Below are 15,170 nucleotides of genomic sequence, written 5' to 3' on the forward strand. Positions count from 1 at the left end.
AGTAACCAAGGAGCTGAATGATGCCGAAAATAGCCTTGAGTCAATCCGTGATCAAAACGCTTCGCTGCCCCGACGGCAAGCGCAAGATCGAGTACTGTGATACCCAATTCCCCGGCTTCCTGATGGAGCTGCGGGCCACCAATCCCCACGTGGGCACCCTGTATCTTCGCTACAAGAACGAACGCGGCAAGACGCAGTATGCCAAGCTGGGCACGACCGCTGAGTTAACGATCCCGCAAGGCCGCAAGAAGGCGAAGCAGCTGAAGGCCCGTATCATGCTGGGGGAAGATCCACGCGCCGAGACGAAGAAGCGCAAGGCCACGCCCGAGTTCGCCCGCTTCGTGGAGGAACGTTATCTGCCCTACGTGAAGGTGCGCAAACGCTCCTGGGAAACCGACGTCTCCTTCCTGAAAAACTACCTGCTGCCGGTGTTTGGCGACAGCCCGTTGGATCAAATTACGCGGCGGCAGGTCGTGACGTTCCACCAGGCCCTCCGGGAAAAGGGGCTGGCCCCGTCCAGCTGTGATCGCCAGTTAATGCTGCTGAGCTATATCTTCAACCTGGCCATTCAGTGGGATGTCGCCGAGCATAATCCGGTAAAAGGCGTTAAGCATTTCAATGCCGACAACAAGAAGGAGCGCTACTTGACGCAGGATGAGCTGAATCGCCTGCTGCATGTGCTGAATACAGACCATAATCGCGTCGTTTGCCAAGTGATCCTGTTGCTGTTATCCACTGGAGCCCGGCTGGGAGAAGCCCTGAAGGCCCGCTGGCACGACATTGATATCCCGGCCCGACAGTGGCGTATTCCCGCTGCTAACGCCAAGGGCAAGAAAACGCGGCTGATCCCCCTGAACGATGTTGCCGTCAAGCTGCTGGACGATATTTGGCAGCAATGTGGCGGCCATGAGCATCTCTTCATCAGTCAACAAACGGGCAAGCCCCTGACGACGATTACGTGGGTATGGCACCGCCTACGCCAGCAAGCAGGACTCCCGGAGTTTCGCATCCATGACTGCCGCCACCAGTATGCCTCGATGCTGGTCAATAGTGGTCGTACGCTCTACGAAGTCCAGAAGATCCTCGGGCACTCCTGCCCCAAGGTCACGTTGCGCTATGCCCATCTATCGCAGAAGACGCTCCAGCAAGCGTCCAACGCTGCTTCAACAGCACTGGAGCAGATAGCCTTTACCCCGGTCGATGCTCCTTGATAACGGGTTTTCAGCATCCTCTGCCAGACGGTAGGGGATGTTTTTTTGATGTTTCATCCTCCCAATAAGTGCTTATTCAAAATTAATCGCGTATTCAGTGCCATAACCACCAAGTAGGCGGTGTACCTCATCACAGAGGCGATCAAAAGAGAGATAGGCTCCCAGCGGCAACCATGCATACTTCATTTGCCGCCACAGTATCTCAATCAAGTTCAGCTCTGGTGAGTAAGCCGATAGGTAAACCAGGTGCACGCGATGCGACATCCACTCAAGTATCTTCCGCCTGAAGGCCTTGGAGCGATGCATGCTGGCGTTATCAAGCACCACGACAGCAAAGGTATCGGGATCTTTCTGCGCCACAAACTGATCGAACGCCTCGATAACAATTTGCGTGGTGACCGACTCAGTCGTCGTGTGATAAACCAATTTCCCCGCTCGGCTGAGGAATCCCAGCACGTTCAGCCTTCGGCTATGTGAGTAGGCCGTTATCTCACATGGTTCGCCGACAGGGCTCCAGGCGTAAGGGACTGACGACGACTGTGAAAAGCCTGATTCATCAAAATAGTAGAGCTCATGGTCACCGAGATCTTCCCATTGCTGAAGTACCTTGATGAGGCCTTGGGTGTTGCGGAAATCCGTTTCGTTGCGCCGTTCCTTCAGCGAATGCCGGATCCGTTTGAAGCTGAAACCGTTTTTTTTAGCGCTCTACGAAGCGTGATCAGGCTAACAATTTTCCCCGTTTCTTCCTGAAAGCGGGCATGCAAGGAGCGAAGCTGATGGGGTTGCTCAGCGACCAGCTCCTGTAGCCGCTGATGGTCCGCATCATCTAGGGCCGGTGTGCGTCCACTCCGTGGCTTGTCGATCAACCCGTCGAGGCCCGACACTTCCCACTTCTTGAGCCATATGGATACGGCATCACGGCGAACCTGCAGTATCTCACTGATTTGGTTGATTGTATGACCCTGATCACTCAGCAAAATAGCATGGGCACGACGGCGCAGAGCGCACTTCTCACCATGGTGATAAGCAGAAAGCAGCGTGTGCAGTTCAGATTCAGATAGTGATTCGACGAAGCGCCTTGCCATTATTCTGTCCGCTTTTTGTCAGAAATTTGGGCACCCATTATGCACGAATATTTTGGATCAGGCACTTATCAGCGTTCATTCGAAAAAATAAAACTATTGGTCTCCATCTCCTTTTAAATGCCATGAACGGGGCAATAACGCGCATTATGAGTCAGGTATCACGGTGATCCTGGTCAGAGCCGGGAGAGCTATACGTCGGATATGTCGGGTACGTCGGGTGTAAGGATAGCCTTCACGTGATCATGGAAAGGCCGGTGCAGTTATCGTCGGGTATGTCGGGTACGTCGGGTGTAAGGAGAGCCTTAAAGTGATCCATTGGCTGTCGCCTCACCCCCTTTCACTGGGATGGGGGCCAGAGACCATCAATCAGCTGATGCCCGTCTGACCTGTTACGAGTCCGATATTATGATGGGAAGAAATAAAGGGGAGCAAAAGGCATTGGAAGGCGTATTTTGCGATCATTTCTTTATTCGTATGCATAATAAAAGGATGAGGTATCACGGATCATGTAAGTGTTTTTTATCATCACTAATTGAAGTATATGCGTTAGCCAGAATCATAAAAGGATAGTCAAGACCGAAGGGATAAAGATTGATTATCCCTCGCGTAGCGAAGTTGGTGGATAGTTGATCTTTTTTTATCCTATATTTAATCATTATCCATTATCCATTATCCATTGCTCATTAATCATCATTCTGTATTCAACCATTAATTATTACCCGTTATCCAGTATTATTAATTACCACCCTATTTATTAATGGCTATCCTGAGTATATTTTTCATTCCTCTTATTATATAGCGTTAGCCAGAATAGTAAGAATAGTCATGACCGCAGGGAAAGAAGATAATGTATCCCCGCGTAGCGGTATTATGTCCTTTATTATTCTGTAAGAATGATGCGTCAAGTATAGAGACATTTCCAGTGGTTGAGTATAAGGATTGAAGAGTGACCCGACGTACCCGACGTACCCGACGTGAGCTGATGGATACGGTCTCTGATGCTCGACATATCCTGATAGATGATCCCAAAAGATAGCCGGAAAGCCCTGAAAATTGCCCTTTGAGTCGTGACGTTGGTTTTATTAATCACGGCATTTCTGCACTCAAATATTGAGCCTTCCGAGCATTTCGCCGTCATCGCAATCCAGCTATCATCAGTGAAAGAGATTGGCAGCGTAAGAGTGCTGTAAAATCCATGCCGGTATGTCGAAGTGTCGGAGCTAACGCATGTGGCCTCGAATATCCATAAACACGCCGTTTATGAACGTAGGCGTTCGGTACGTTACCGGTCGTTCGGTGGGGAAAGGTGTTGGGGCATTTTACCGGATGATCAAAGAGACCACTTTTTTGAAATCGTGAGTTTCGGTCATAGGTCGGTTACTCGCAAGGCACTCCGGCAGGGTTTAAAAAGGATTGGGAAAACGTGGACTTATGGAAAGTTTTGAAGACTCTCACACTCAGACCTCACTGAAGCTCTGGAGACATACCAGTCTGCCGTTGCTGACAAGTCTGACTTCCTCAGCGATGCCGCTGAAGAAGATGCAGTTGCAGCGTCACTGACGGCTAATGCTGCCGACGTAGCTAACCCGACAGATGGCGAGATCGAAACGGCCATCGACGATGTGCTGGAAGGTGCTTCTGGTGCCGCTAAGGGCGTCGAAGATGCTATGGCTAAGGGCTCAGCGGCTACAAGCTACGCGTTCAAGAGCGCATCTGAGTCTGTTCGCGAGTCGATGATTTCTGATCAGCGTTCTGACTACGAGAAAGAAATCGCTGATCTCACCGCAACGGTAGACAAGACCAAAGGTCTGTTGAGCAAGGTTAATGCGCTGCAAAACGCCGAAACTGCGCTGGAAAACGCAGCTGAAGCGGTCGATGCTGCAGAAGCAGAGAACCTCGGTGAAATGGCCAAATTTGGTAAGGTTAATGGCGATGTAACCGTAACTTCTGACTACCAGGACAAAACTGATTTTGTCGTCAAAACTAATGGCGGTGCTACGACTTACATCAAAGTAAACAGCGACGGCGATCTGGTCATCACCGCCGATGGCAAAGGTCTGGAAGGCATCGACGCGCTTTTCGCTACTGCCAAAGCTGAGTACAACACCAACGTTACTCAGGATAATGCGGTAGACAAGATCAACAGTGCGGCGGAAGCTGTAATGAACGCGGAAGCTGATTCAACCGACGCTTCTACCAACATCACCGCACCTGCTGTGACCGACGGCGAAGCAGCAGACGTCGATCTGTCTAACGTTATCAATACCAAAGCCCCGGATTCACTGGCTTTGATCACAGAGCAAGAGGCGCTGGTCAGCTTCAACGAGGCGGTTGCCGACTACACCGCTGCCAAAGCGCTGAACGACGGTCTCGACGCTAAAGACCAGGCCATCACTGACGCTGATGAAGCGATCTCTGAGCTGGGCTACGAGCTGACCGACGGTACTGCAGGCACCGACGACAACGATCTGTTCCTGTACGAAAGCGGCAGCGACGAAACCATCACTGGCTTCGGTAGCGACGGTGAAGATCGTCTCTTCATCGGCACCGACTTCACCTTCAACGAAGGCGACGTCGACACTGATGGCGATGATTCCGCTCTGGAAGTGTTCTTCACTCAAGACGGCAACGACGTCACTATAACGCTGGAAACAGCGGACTTTGGCTCCAACGCTGCTACTCAGGAAGTCGACGAAATCACCCTGGCTGGTGTTAATGTTGATGACCTGCAGTTTGACGGTGGCTACATCGTAGGCGGCACTGCTGCCGACATCGCCTAAGACCCCGTGTCTTTTGGCTAGCTGAGTTCGCTCAGTGACCCTAGGCCCGCCTCATTTGAGGCGGGCTTTTTTGTGTTTGGGCACACGCAAAAACCCCCAGCCGAAGCCGGGGGTTATCACTCGATAAGGGAGCGCGAGCTCTCCTCAACGTGGATCGCTCAGAGGAGCTTAGGCAATGTCAGCGGCAGCAGTAGAGCTGAGGAAGCCGCCTTCGAAGTTCACGTCGTCAGCGGAAACGCCGGTCAGCGTGATCTGGGTAACGTCTTCGGTAGTGGTCGCGTTGCCTGCGAAGGCTTGGCCTTCAACAAACAGCTCCAGGTTACCGGCTGACTCCTGGTAGAACACTTCCAGCGCGTTGGCATCGCCGACACGGTTGTTGATGCTCTCGTTGGCGCCCAGCTCAACCAGCGTGTAGTCGTTGCCGACGTACAGGCGGTCGTCGCCTTGCAGACCGAAGTTGGTGATCGCGGAATCCTGGCCTTCAACGGTCAGGAATACGTCGTCGTCGCTGGTCGCGGCGGCGGTTGTACCGTCCAGATCAACCACGTCAAAGCCGGCTTCGTCCAGCGCGTCAGAAGCAGTCTTGATCGCTTCGTCCTTGCCGTCCAGGCCGTCTTTCAGGTCACGCGCGTTTTCAAAGCGCTCGATAGCCTTGTTCAGCGTTTCGAGGGTGTCCTCGGCTTCGACTACGCCAGTGCTGAGGTCAGCGCCGGCCTTGAAGTTAGCAGTCAGATCGCCGTCAGCCTCCACCAGTGTGTTGCTAGACACGCCTTCGTCGATGATGACGTCGGTGATGTCCTGATCGCTGAGATTGGTCGGATCAGTCTTTTCTTTTGTACCAGCGGCTTTCAGAACAATATTGCCGTCACTGTTCAGCGAGGTGCTACTGATCTCGAAGTATTCTTCTGAGCCGGCCGCGCCCTTCTCGATATACTGCTTAGTGGTCGTGCCGTCGCTATCAAGCCCTTCAACCAGCTGACCGTCGATAACCGAATCATCACTTGCAGTGAATACCAGCTCGCTCTCGATGTTCAGCACTTCGTTAGCGGCCACGTTGTAGGCGTTCAGCGAGTTGTCCTTCGCCACACCCGCGTTGAAGGCCGCTTGCAGGTCGGCTACCAGCGCGTCGATGTTGGTCACGTCATCCGCGTTGATGCCGTCAGCAGCTTTGACCTTGCCTTTTTCGTCGATGACGACAACATCTTTGGCAGAACCAGTGCTGTCTTCGACCAGCGTGACAGAGTTACCAGCTGTCTTGGCAGCATCCGCTGCACCAGTAAGCTCGTCGAGGCTGTCGTAAGCAGTGGCCAGCTTCAGCGGACCATTCAGGTCGCTGCCGGAAGCAGGAATCTTGCCAGAGCCAGTAGTCACTTCGCCTGCCGCTTCAGCAAAAGCGTCGTTGGCCGTTTCCAGCGTTGCCTTGTACGCCTGCTGTGCGGAAGACAGGGTGCTGGACGCTTTCGCCAGACCGTCAACCTGTGCCACTGCATCCTTGGCGTTGGACACGTCTTTCTCGGCTTCGGTTACTGCTTCTTCGATAGCCGCGTTCTGAACAGCGTCGGAGCGCTTGCCGAAGTTGCTCACGTCGACCAGCTGACCAAGGCCAGACGCGTTGCTTGCCGCAGCGGTGTACTCGTCACCGATAGCGGTTTCAACAGCACCCACGTCAGAATCAGCGTCGATGTTCTGGTTGTCCTGAAGCGTCTCGTTGCTGCGAGCGTTTTCCAGGTAGGTTTCCTTGCCGTCACGAGCGGCCAGCAGCGCGTTCAGGCCTTCAGTGAGGTCACTGGTTATCTTTTCTCAACGTTCTGTTTTAGAATGATTTTTTACACGCATCAACCGCACAACCCATCGACAACCTTTATCGCAAGCTGTAACCGTGGCTAAAGACCCCGTTGGAGATGGCGGCATTTTCTGTTGGGCAATGCTTCTCTGAAGGAACCACCCATCAGAGGAAGCTCGCCATGACTGTTACCCTTCTGACTGAATCCGTCGTGCAGGCACTGGTCTGCCCAGCTGACCGTCAGCACTGGGCGGTGCTTGATACGTTGTTTTGCGGGCTTTATGTCGATGTTCAGCGTAGTGGCCGCATGGCATACCGTTTGCGCTATCGTGCCCGGGGGCGTACGCGCTACCTCACTTTGGGAGACGCTCGCATCATGACGCTAGAAGAGGCGCGCACCGAGGCTCGAGAGGCCCTGCGCAAGGTGCGAGTCGGGATGGACCCGCGGGCGGTATTGCTGCCGGGTGCCGGCCCTACGATAGAGGCGTTCTTTACGGAGTATTACCTGCCTTATGTGCAAACTTATAAGCGCAGCTGGAAAACGGATGAAACGCTTCTTCGTCTGCATGTATTGACATGCTTTGGGCCTCGGGGCATGGGAGAACTGAACGGAGCCGATATTGCACGCCTGGTAGGTGCTATGCAGACCCGTGGCTATGCACCGGCGACCATTAACCGGGTGCTGGCGATTCTGGGCTATGGCTATCGCCTGGCGCTGCGTTGGAAAATTCAGGGCATCAGCGATAACCCGGTGCGCTATATTCGCTGTCTCAAGGAAGACAATCGTATTGAGCGCTATCTGAACCAAAAGCAAATCTCGCGTTTACTGATCAGTGTTCGCCAGAGTGATAACCCGTGTCTCGCTGATATCGTATCGTTTTTGCTCTATACCGGGGCGCGCAAAAGTGAGGTGCTCAATGCCCGCTGGCAGGATATTGATTGGACCCATCAGCATTGGCGCATACCGCACACCAAGGCCGGGCGCATCAGGCACGTCCCGTTATCGACCGGAGCGCTGACGCTTCTCGCTCAGCGTCAGGTGACGTATCCGTCCCAGGACAACTGGATCTTCACGAATCCGGCGACCGGCAAGCCCTTTGTCACCGTTTACTACAGCTGGCGTAAGGCCAGAAAGCAGGCCGGGTTGCCGGACCTTCGCCTGCATGATCTGCGCCATAGCTTTGCCAGTTTTCTGGTCAACGCCGGGCGTAGTTTATATGAAGTCCAGATACTGTTGGGCCATGCCAATGCGCGCACAACCAGTCGCTATGCGCACCTAAGTCCCGAGCGACTTCGAGAGGCAGTGGATGTGATCCCATCACTGCAGTAAAGCTATCACCGCCGGTCCCAGGGTGGGCCGGCATATGACACACCGGACATCATTCAATAAAAGGCGTCTTTATGCCCACACCGCTCGTACTAAGCCCCCGGGAATGCCAGAGCAAGACCTGGCATCCACCTCAGGATCTCGCCTTTGCTCAACATCGCTCGTTAATCCCGCTCCATGCCGGGGAGCTGGCCAAGGCCGCGGCCGCCATGCCGTTGGCCGCCGTCAAGGAAGGCCGCGAATGGCGGCTGATGGGCGTGTGCGGCCTGGAAAACGGCTACAACCTCTTTATCCGAGAAGGCAAATGGCTGGGCCACTATCGGCCCGAGTGGCTTTCTAGCTGGCCGTTCGAGATCGTCAGCGTGGGCGAGAAGGGACTGGTGGCCTTTGACCGAGACAGCGGCATGCTGGCCGGTGAGGGAGAGGGTGAGCCCTTCTTCGATGCCGAGGGCCAGATGCTTGATGCCGTGGCGAGCCGCGTGGAAGCGCTCAAGGCGATCCACCGCAAGCAGCAGACCACCCAAAAGGCGCTGGACGCCCTGGCGAGTGCCGGGATACTAGCGCCCTGGCCAGAGACGCTGCGCGACCCGCTGGGCCTCTCCATCGACGGCCTGTATAGGGTCGACGAGCATGCGCTTGCTCAGCTCGACGATGAGAGCTTCCTGACCCTGCGCCGCGCCCAGGCGCTGCCCATCGCCTACGCCATCAACCTCTCCATCCCCCAGACCCATCTGCTGGCTCGCCTGGCACGGCTCAACCCCGCCAGCGCAGCAGCGCCGGAGAACCTGGACGAGTTCTTCGGCGATGACGACGAGTTGAGTTTTGATTTTGACTGAGCCATTCGTCTCGCGTCAGGTACTGGCGTAGCAGGCTCGAGAAAAATAACGTTTAAAGGAATGAATCATGCAGGCCATCGATGCATCAAACGCGGACTATCCGCACATTCTTCCTTCACCACGGCGGCGCATCCGGCGTGACCGGCAGCTGTCATCAGCTCGTGGCCAGTAGTGAGCATTCGCTGCTGGTGGACTGCGGGCTGTTTCAGGGCGAAGATGCCGCCGAGGACAGCTTTGCCCAGTTTGAAGTGAATTTGATATCTGCACCGTGCGTGCGTTGGAAAGCACCATCGAACAGGCCCTTGAAAACCGCGGCACGGTCATCGCCCCTGCGTTCAGCATCGGCCGTATTCGGGCGCTGCTGTACGAGTTTGAAGGTATTGTTCGTTGCTATACAGCCGACGGCGGAAAGAAGGGCGCGGCCGCCCGGCGATAGCCATTGCCGCTAGTGGCATGGACGCCGGCGGCCGAGTGGTCAACTGTTTGCGCGCACGCCGGGCGACCCGCGCCATAAAGCGCCGGGTAATGCTATGCTGCGCGCCTGATTTTTGTACCGGCGGCGGCTCATGGCCGAAACAGCGTCTCGGCGGCAAGGTGAGCGGCCAACCACAGAAAGGAGCCTGACAGGTGAAAATACTGGTAACCGGCGGGGCGGGGTTTATCGGCTCGGCGGTCGTGCGCCATTTGCTCAACGATACCGCGCATTCGGTGGTCAACGTCGATGCGCTGACCTACGCGGGCAACCTGGAGTCGCTGGCCGAGGTGGCCGACAGCCCGCGCTACGCTTTCGAGCACGCCGATATTACCGACGCGCCGGCCATGGCCCGCGTGCTTGGCAAGCATCAGCCGGACGTGATCATGCATCTGGCGGCGGAGTCTCACGTGGACCGCTCCATCGACGGGCCGGCGGCGTTCATGCACACCAACATCATGGGCACCTATACGCTGCTGGAAGCGTCGCGCGCCTACTGGCAGGGCCTGCAGCAGAGCGCGCCGGAAAAAGCTGCCGGGTTTCGTTTTCACCACGTCTCCACCGACGAAGTCTATGGCGATCTGGAAGACCCGGACGCGCTGTTTACTGAAGAGACATCCTACGCGCCCAGCTCGCCGTATTCCGCGAGCAAGGCAAGTTCGGACCATCTGGTGCGTGCCTGGCAGCGTACCTTTGGGCTGCCGGCGGTGCTGAGCAACTGCTCGAACAACTACGGGCCGTACCACTTTCCCGAGAAGCTGATTCCGCTGATGATGCTCAACGCCCTGGCGGGCAAGCCGCTGCCGGTGTACGGCAACGGCCAGCAGGTGCGCGACTGGCTGTACGTGGAAGACCATGCCCGTGCGCTGGTACGCGTAGCCCTTGAGGGCCAAAACGGCGAGACCTACAACATCGGCGGCCACAACGAGAAAACCAACCTTGAAGTGGTGCACGCCCTGTGCGATCTGCTCGACGAGCTGAAACCGGAAAACGCGCCGAACGGGGCCTCGTATCGGGAGCTGATCACCTTTGTGGCCGACCGCCCGGGCCATGATTTGCGCTACGCCATTGATGCCTCGAAAATCGAGCGCGAGCTTGGCTGGCGCCCGGCGGAAACCTTTGCAACCGGCCTGCGCAAGACCGTGCAGTGGTACCTGAATAACCGCGAATGGTGGCAGCGCGTGCAGGACGGCCGCTACCAGGGCCAGCGGCTGGGGGTGTTGTAATGGCAGATGCCAACGCTGAAGCAGCCACCGTTCTGCTTACCGGCGCCAGCGGCCAGGCCGGTTTTGAGCTGTGCCGGGCGCTGGCGCCGCTGGGCCGGGTGCTGGCCCCTGCACGCGCCGAGCTGGACCTGGCCGACGCCGCCGCAGTGGACGCCTGGCTTGAGCGCCACACGCCGGACCTGATCGTCAACGCGGCGGCCTACACGGCGGTGGACAAGGCCGAAGACGAGCCCGCCCTTGCCCGGCGGCTGAACGCCGAGCTTCCTGCACAGCTGGCCGCGTACTGCGCGCGCCACGGCAAGTGGCTGGTGCATTATTCCTCAGACTACGTCTACAGCGGCGCAGGCAATACGCCCTGGGCCGAAGACGCCGCCACTGCGCCGGTGAATAGCTACGGCGAGACCAAGCGCGACGGCGATGCGGCGGTGGTGCAAAGCGGCAGCGCGCATCTGGTGTTTCGCACCAGCTGGGTATACAGCGCCCCGGGCAAGAATTTCGTTAACACCATGCTGCGCCTGGGGGCGGAGCGCGAGTCGCTTGCCGTGGTGGCCGACCAGATCGGTGCGCCCACGCCGGCAAGGCTGATTGCACAGGTCACCGCGCTTGCGCTGGCCCCTTGGCCGCGTACCGGGCAGGCAGCGATTCCGCGCGGGGTGTATCATCTGGCCCCGCGCGGCGAGGCCAGCTGGTGGGATGTGGCCCGGGCGACGTTTGTTGAGGCGGCGAGGCTTGGCATGCCGCTTGCCATCACGCCCGAGGCGGTAGCGCCGATTGCCACGGAAGACTACCCGACCCCCGCCAGGCGGCCGCGCAACTCGCGCCTTAACGTCAAAAAGCTGGAACACGCCCTGAGCATTACGCTGCCGGACTGGCGCGCTCAGCTGGCGCTCACTCTTCAGGAAACAAGGTCGTACCATGCAGCGTAAAGGCATTATTCTGGCCGGCGGCAGCGGCACCCGCCTGCACCCGATTACCCTTGGGGTTTCCAAGCAGCTGCTGCCCATCTACGACAAGCCGATGATCTATTACCCCATCTCGGTGCTGATGCTGGCGGGCATCCGCGAGATTTTGATTATCTCCACGCCGGAAGATTTGCCCCAGTACCAGAACCTGCTGGGCAGCGGCGAGGCCTTCGGCGTGCGCTTTGAGTACGCCGTGCAGCCAAGCCCGGACGGTCTGGCCCAGGCATTTTTGATCGGCGAAGCGTTTATCGGCGACTCACCGGTGTGTCTGGTACTGGGCGATAACATCTTTCACGGCCAGCACTTTTCCGACCAGCTCAGGCGAGCGGCGGAGCAGCCCGGCGGGGCGACGGTGTTTGGCTATCGGGTCAACGACCCGGAGCGCTTCGGCGTGGTGGAGTTTGACGCCGAAGGGCGCGCGATTTCCATCGAGGAAAAGCCCGAGGTGGCAAAATCGCCCTATGCGGTGACCGGGCTTTATTTCTACGACAGCGACGTGGTGGAGATTGCCCGGAGCGTTACGCCGTCCGCGCGCGGCGAGCTTGAAATTACCAGCATCAACAACGCCTACCTTGAGCGCGGCGCGCTGACCGTAGAGCGGCTGGGCCGGGGGTTTGCCTGGCTGGATACCGGCACCCACGACAGCCTGCTGGAGGCCAGCCAGTACGTGCAAACCATTGAGCACCGCCAGGGGCTAAAGGTTGCCTGCCTGGAAGAAATCGCCTGGCTGCAGGGCTGGCTAAGCGATGCCGAGCTTGAAAGTGCGGCACAGAAGCTGAAAAAAACCGGCTACGGCCAGTACCTGAAACGCCGCTTGCAGGCCGCACGGGAGGGGATGTAATGCACGCAGAAAAAACCGCACTGCCCGAGGTGGTCATCCTTGCGCCGAAGGTGTTTGGCGATGCCCGCGGCTTTTTCATGGAAAGCTTCAACCAGCGCGCCTTCGAGGCGGCCACCGGCTGCATTCGGACGTTTGTGCAGGATAACCACTCGCGCTCGCGCCGGGGCGTGCTGCGCGGCATTCACTACCAGCTCGAACAGACCCAGGGCAAGCTGGTGCGCGTGACCCACGGGGCGGTGTGGGACGTGGCCGTGGACCTGCGCCGTTCGTCCCCGCGCTTTGGCCGGTGGGTCGGCGTTGAGCTTTCCGCTGAGAACAACCGCCAGCTGTGGGTGCCGGAAGGCTTTGGCCACGGCTTTGTGGTGCTCTCCGAGACGGCGGATTTTCTCTACAAGACCACCGACTACTACCATCCCGAATCCGAGCGCAGCATCCGCTTTGATGACCCCGAGCTTGGGATTGACTGGCCCGACCCCGGCGTGGCGCTTGCGCTTTCAGACAAGGACCAGGCCGGCAGTGCGTTTGCCGGCGCTGAGGTATTCGCTTAACGCCTCAGTCTGTTAAATGGTCGCTGGGCATTTCCACCGGGCGCGGCTGCTGGAGCATGTTGAGTAAAACCACGGCGCGTTCGGTGCCCTTGGCATACTGAAAAACGGCGCTGATGCCCTTGAACGGCCCGTCGGCAATGCGGACGCAGTCGCCGGCGGAAAAGCGGGTGTGAGCGCCTTCCCGGCGGTGAGGGCAGCGCTGCAGCGATGCGACCAGCGCATCGGGTACGGCGGCGGGAACGTGGCCGAAGCTGACAATGCGCAGCACGCCCCGCGTTGAGCGAATCGGCCGCCAGTTGCTGTTGATTGTGTCCAGCTGGATAAACAGATAAAACGGAAATAGCGGCTCGCACACCCAGGTAAGCTTGCCTTGCCGGCGCCGCTTGCGCTCCAGCACCGGATGAAAGACCTGAAAGTGCTGATTGGCAAGCTGCTCTGCCGCGCGGAACGACTCGCCGGCCTTGCACTGGACGACATACCAGGCGGCGTGGTGCGCGTCGAGAGACGGTGGCGTAGTGATGGCGCATCCTCCCTTCAAATGCGTGATTGACATCCTCCTCTCCCTCACTAACGCGACTCAGGAAGAGGTTTTACGCGCTATTGGGCTAGCGGTGCCTGTCGCGCCGTGCTCTTTAGCATCGCAAGGCATCACCACCCGCTTTCTCCCAGCAGGGCGCGGGCGTTGTTATCAAGCGGCAGCCGAAAATCTGCGCTGCCCAGCACGCGCGCATCGGTGGCGCGTACGATCCGGGCGCTGACGTAGACGTAGTCCTGGCCCTGGGCGTAGGTGCCCATCAGAATCGAGCGGGCGTTATAGCGTTCGCTGAGCCGCTTGACCTGGCGGGACAGTATCAACTCGCCCACCTTTTCTTCGATGAACAGGCTATCGCGCATCTTGACCTCGCGCACGTTGAGGCCACGACGGGCCAGCGCCGAGGCGATCAGCTCTGCGCTGATGCGCCCGAAGGTGGACGAGCGCGTCAAGTCGTCAATATCCACAAAGGTGGCAGCGATCATCGGGCCGCTGTTTTTCAGCGCGGCATTGCCTGCCGTCATGCGTTCGGCGGCCTGGTGGGCCAGTTCCGTGAGGCCAGGGCCCGGTGCCGGGGAGGCGGACATCGTCGCCGGCCCCAGGGTTTTGCAGCCGCCCAGCAGGACGACGGCGGCGGCGAGCACGAGCCCCGGCCACCGGCGCGGGCGTGGCGAGAGCAGCGGGTAACACAGACAAACAAGACGCGAGAACATGGGCACTACCAGGCATCGGTGACGGGAATGGCCGGGGTCGGCGGGGTTTGGGGGGCGACGCGGTGCGGCGCATAGTGGCGGCGATCGCCCGAGTTGATGTAGTAAATGTTGGACGAGGAGTAAAGAATGCGCTCGTCTTCTACGGCCTGTACGGTAATGATGACTTCTTCGTTGCCGGTGTAGGTCCAGCTGCCGCTGACGATATCGGCGCCGACGGCGGCAGGAATCAGCCCCAGCGCCGGCTCGCTCCACTGGTTATAGGGCAGGGTGGCAACGGCAACGCCGCCGGCCAGAGCGGTGTAGGCGCCTACCGGCGGGCGGGTGAAGCCGCGATCGCGGTGGTGTATGACCTCCACGCGAAACGTAAGCGTGACGCTGTTGGCCGTGGGGGCGGTGGTTACGCTTGCCCCGCGGGCGACCAGCCGGCTGGCCAGCAGGTCTTTGAAACCGCGGCGGAATTCGCCGCCAAAGGCGCTGTTGGCCGTTTCAGCACTGCCGCGCAGATACAGATCGCGCAGGCGCAAGCGCTGGCTGGTGACAATGCCGCCGGCCTCGTGGCCGGCGAGCACGTCCCAGTGGTGGGCGGCCTGCATGCGCTGCTGCTCGCTATAGGGGTAGGTGGTTGCCACCGGCACCTGGGCGGTGTTGGCGTAAAAGCAGCCGCCCAGGGGCAGGGTCAGCGCGGCAAGCGCCAGCGGCTGCGCAAGCCGACGGGCTGGGCCGGCCCCGCAAAGAAACAATGACATCGGCACAGGCGGGTTCCTTTTCGCGATAAAAACGACGGGTGGTAGAGTTTGCCACGTCCGATAAGCATCGGCCATGTGACACAACACTTGAGCGGGCCCGGTGTAACG

General features: G+C 58.3%; 14 protein-coding genes. 9 read left to right on the forward strand and 5 right to left on the reverse strand.

The features are described 5' to 3' along the window. The first annotated feature begins 17 nt into the window (after positions 1-17). Positions 18-1,211: a tyrosine-type recombinase/integrase gene (locus tag ACZ415_RS08905; protein WP_344701735.1), complete on the forward strand. Its 1,194-nt coding sequence runs from the start codon at positions 18-20 to the stop codon at positions 1,209-1,211. A 72-nt stretch (positions 1,212-1,283) separates the two neighbouring features. Here ACZ415_RS08905 and ACZ415_RS08910 read toward each other — a convergent pair. Beyond that, positions 1,284-2,296, reverse strand: a protein-coding gene (locus tag ACZ415_RS08910) for an IS630 family transposase (RefSeq protein WP_464387722.1) whose coding sequence is annotated in 2 segments (ribosomal slippage) — positions 1,284-1,912 and positions 1,912-2,296 — 1,014 coding nt in all. Because the reading frame shifts where the segments join, the coding sequence is not laid out codon by codon here. Positions 2,297-3,918: 1,622 nt separating this feature from the next. Here ACZ415_RS08910 and ACZ415_RS08915 point away from each other — a divergent pair. After that, positions 3,919-5,076: a hypothetical protein gene (locus ACZ415_RS08915; protein WP_344702293.1), complete on the forward strand. Its 1,158-nt coding sequence runs from the start codon at positions 3,919-3,921 to the stop codon at positions 5,074-5,076. 168 nt (positions 5,077-5,244) lie between these two features. Here ACZ415_RS08915 and ACZ415_RS08920 read toward each other — a convergent pair whose 3' ends face one another. Beyond that, the gene (locus ACZ415_RS08920; protein ID WP_344702291.1) at positions 5,245-6,741 is read right to left on the reverse strand and encodes a hypothetical protein; all 1,497 of its coding nucleotides are present in this window, start codon (positions 6,739-6,741) and stop codon (positions 5,245-5,247) included. A 299-nt stretch (positions 6,742-7,040) separates the two neighbouring features. On the opposite strand from ACZ415_RS08920, the gene ACZ415_RS08925 reads away from it, so the two are divergent. From ACZ415_RS08925 to rfbC, 7 genes are all read left to right on the forward strand, one after another. Continuing rightward, a complete protein-coding gene (locus ACZ415_RS08925) occupies positions 7,041-8,189 on the forward strand; it encodes a site-specific integrase (RefSeq protein ID WP_344702289.1) in 1,149 nt (382 codons plus the stop codon). 71 nt (positions 8,190-8,260) lie between these two features. Then, entirely contained in the window at positions 8,261-9,022 is a 762-nt protein-coding gene (locus ACZ415_RS08930) for a SapC family protein (protein ID WP_344702287.1), read from the forward strand. A gap of 277 nt (positions 9,023-9,299) precedes the next feature. Continuing rightward, the gene (locus ACZ415_RS08935; protein ID WP_344702285.1) at positions 9,300-9,458 is read left to right on the forward strand and encodes a hypothetical protein; all 159 of its coding nucleotides are present in this window, start codon (positions 9,300-9,302) and stop codon (positions 9,456-9,458) included. A gap of 191 nt (positions 9,459-9,649) precedes the next feature. Then, positions 9,650-10,720, forward strand: coding sequence for a dTDP-glucose 4,6-dehydratase (rfbB, locus tag ACZ415_RS08940; protein ID WP_344702283.1), 1,071 nt, complete (start codon positions 9,650-9,652; stop codon positions 10,718-10,720). Beyond that, a complete protein-coding gene (rfbD, locus tag ACZ415_RS08945) occupies positions 10,720-11,646 on the forward strand; it encodes a dTDP-4-dehydrorhamnose reductase (protein ID WP_344702281.1) in 927 nt (308 codons plus the stop codon). The genes rfbB and rfbD overlap by 1 nt, the downstream gene beginning before the upstream one ends. Further along, the gene (rfbA, locus tag ACZ415_RS08950; RefSeq protein WP_344702279.1) at positions 11,636-12,523 is read left to right on the forward strand and encodes a glucose-1-phosphate thymidylyltransferase RfbA; all 888 of its coding nucleotides are present in this window, start codon (positions 11,636-11,638) and stop codon (positions 12,521-12,523) included. Before rfbD ends, rfbA begins: the two co-directional genes overlap by 11 nt. Continuing rightward, complete coding sequence (rfbC, locus tag ACZ415_RS08955) at positions 12,523-13,071, forward strand: dTDP-4-dehydrorhamnose 3,5-epimerase (protein ID WP_344702277.1); 549 nt, start codon at positions 12,523-12,525, stop codon at positions 13,069-13,071. Before rfbA ends, rfbC begins: the two co-directional genes overlap by 1 nt. 4 nt (positions 13,072-13,075) lie before the next feature. Here the strand turns inward: rfbC and rfaH are convergent, their stop codons facing one another. The 3 genes from rfaH to ACZ415_RS08970 all read right to left on the reverse strand — a co-directional run bounded on the left by rfaH (position 13,076) and on the right by ACZ415_RS08970 (position 15,062). Then, entirely contained in the window at positions 13,076-13,624 is a 549-nt protein-coding gene (gene rfaH / locus ACZ415_RS08960) for a transcription/translation regulatory transformer protein RfaH (protein ID WP_344702275.1), read from the reverse strand. A 95-nt stretch (positions 13,625-13,719) separates the two neighbouring features. Continuing rightward, complete coding sequence (locus tag ACZ415_RS08965) at positions 13,720-14,247, reverse strand: FlgO family outer membrane protein (RefSeq protein WP_344702273.1); 528 nt, start codon at positions 14,245-14,247, stop codon at positions 13,720-13,722. A gap of 74 nt (positions 14,248-14,321) precedes the next feature. Continuing rightward, on the reverse strand, positions 14,322-15,062 hold the full coding sequence (locus tag ACZ415_RS08970; protein ID WP_344702272.1) for a hypothetical protein: 741 nt from the start codon (positions 15,060-15,062) through the stop codon (positions 14,322-14,324). Between the last annotated feature and the right edge of the window lie 108 nt (positions 15,063-15,170).

This window comes from Halomonas cibimaris, from assembly GCF_055379665.1.

Coding starts and splice junctions, on each gene's coding strand:
- ACZ415_RS08905 (WP_344701735.1), top strand. CDS start 18: ATGATGCCGAAAATAGCCTTGAGTCAATCCGTGATCAAAACGCTTCGC.
- ACZ415_RS08925 (WP_344702289.1), top strand. CDS start 7,041: ATGACTGTTACCCTTCTGACTGAATCCGTCGTGCAGGCACTGGTCTGC.
- ACZ415_RS08930 (WP_344702287.1), top strand. CDS start 8,261: ATGCCCACACCGCTCGTACTAAGCCCCCGGGAATGCCAGAGCAAGACC.
- rfbD (WP_344702281.1), top strand. CDS start 10,720: ATGGCAGATGCCAACGCTGAAGCAGCCACCGTTCTGCTTACCGGCGCC.
- rfbA (WP_344702279.1), top strand. CDS start 11,636: ATGCAGCGTAAAGGCATTATTCTGGCCGGCGGCAGCGGCACCCGCCTG.
- rfbC (WP_344702277.1), top strand. CDS start 12,523: ATGCACGCAGAAAAAACCGCACTGCCCGAGGTGGTCATCCTTGCGCCG.
- rfaH (WP_344702275.1), bottom strand. CDS start 13,624: ATGTCAATCACGCATTTGAAGGGAGGATGCGCCATCACTACGCCACCG.
- ACZ415_RS08970 (WP_344702272.1), bottom strand. CDS start 15,062: ATGTCATTGTTTCTTTGCGGGGCCGGCCCAGCCCGTCGGCTTGCGCAG.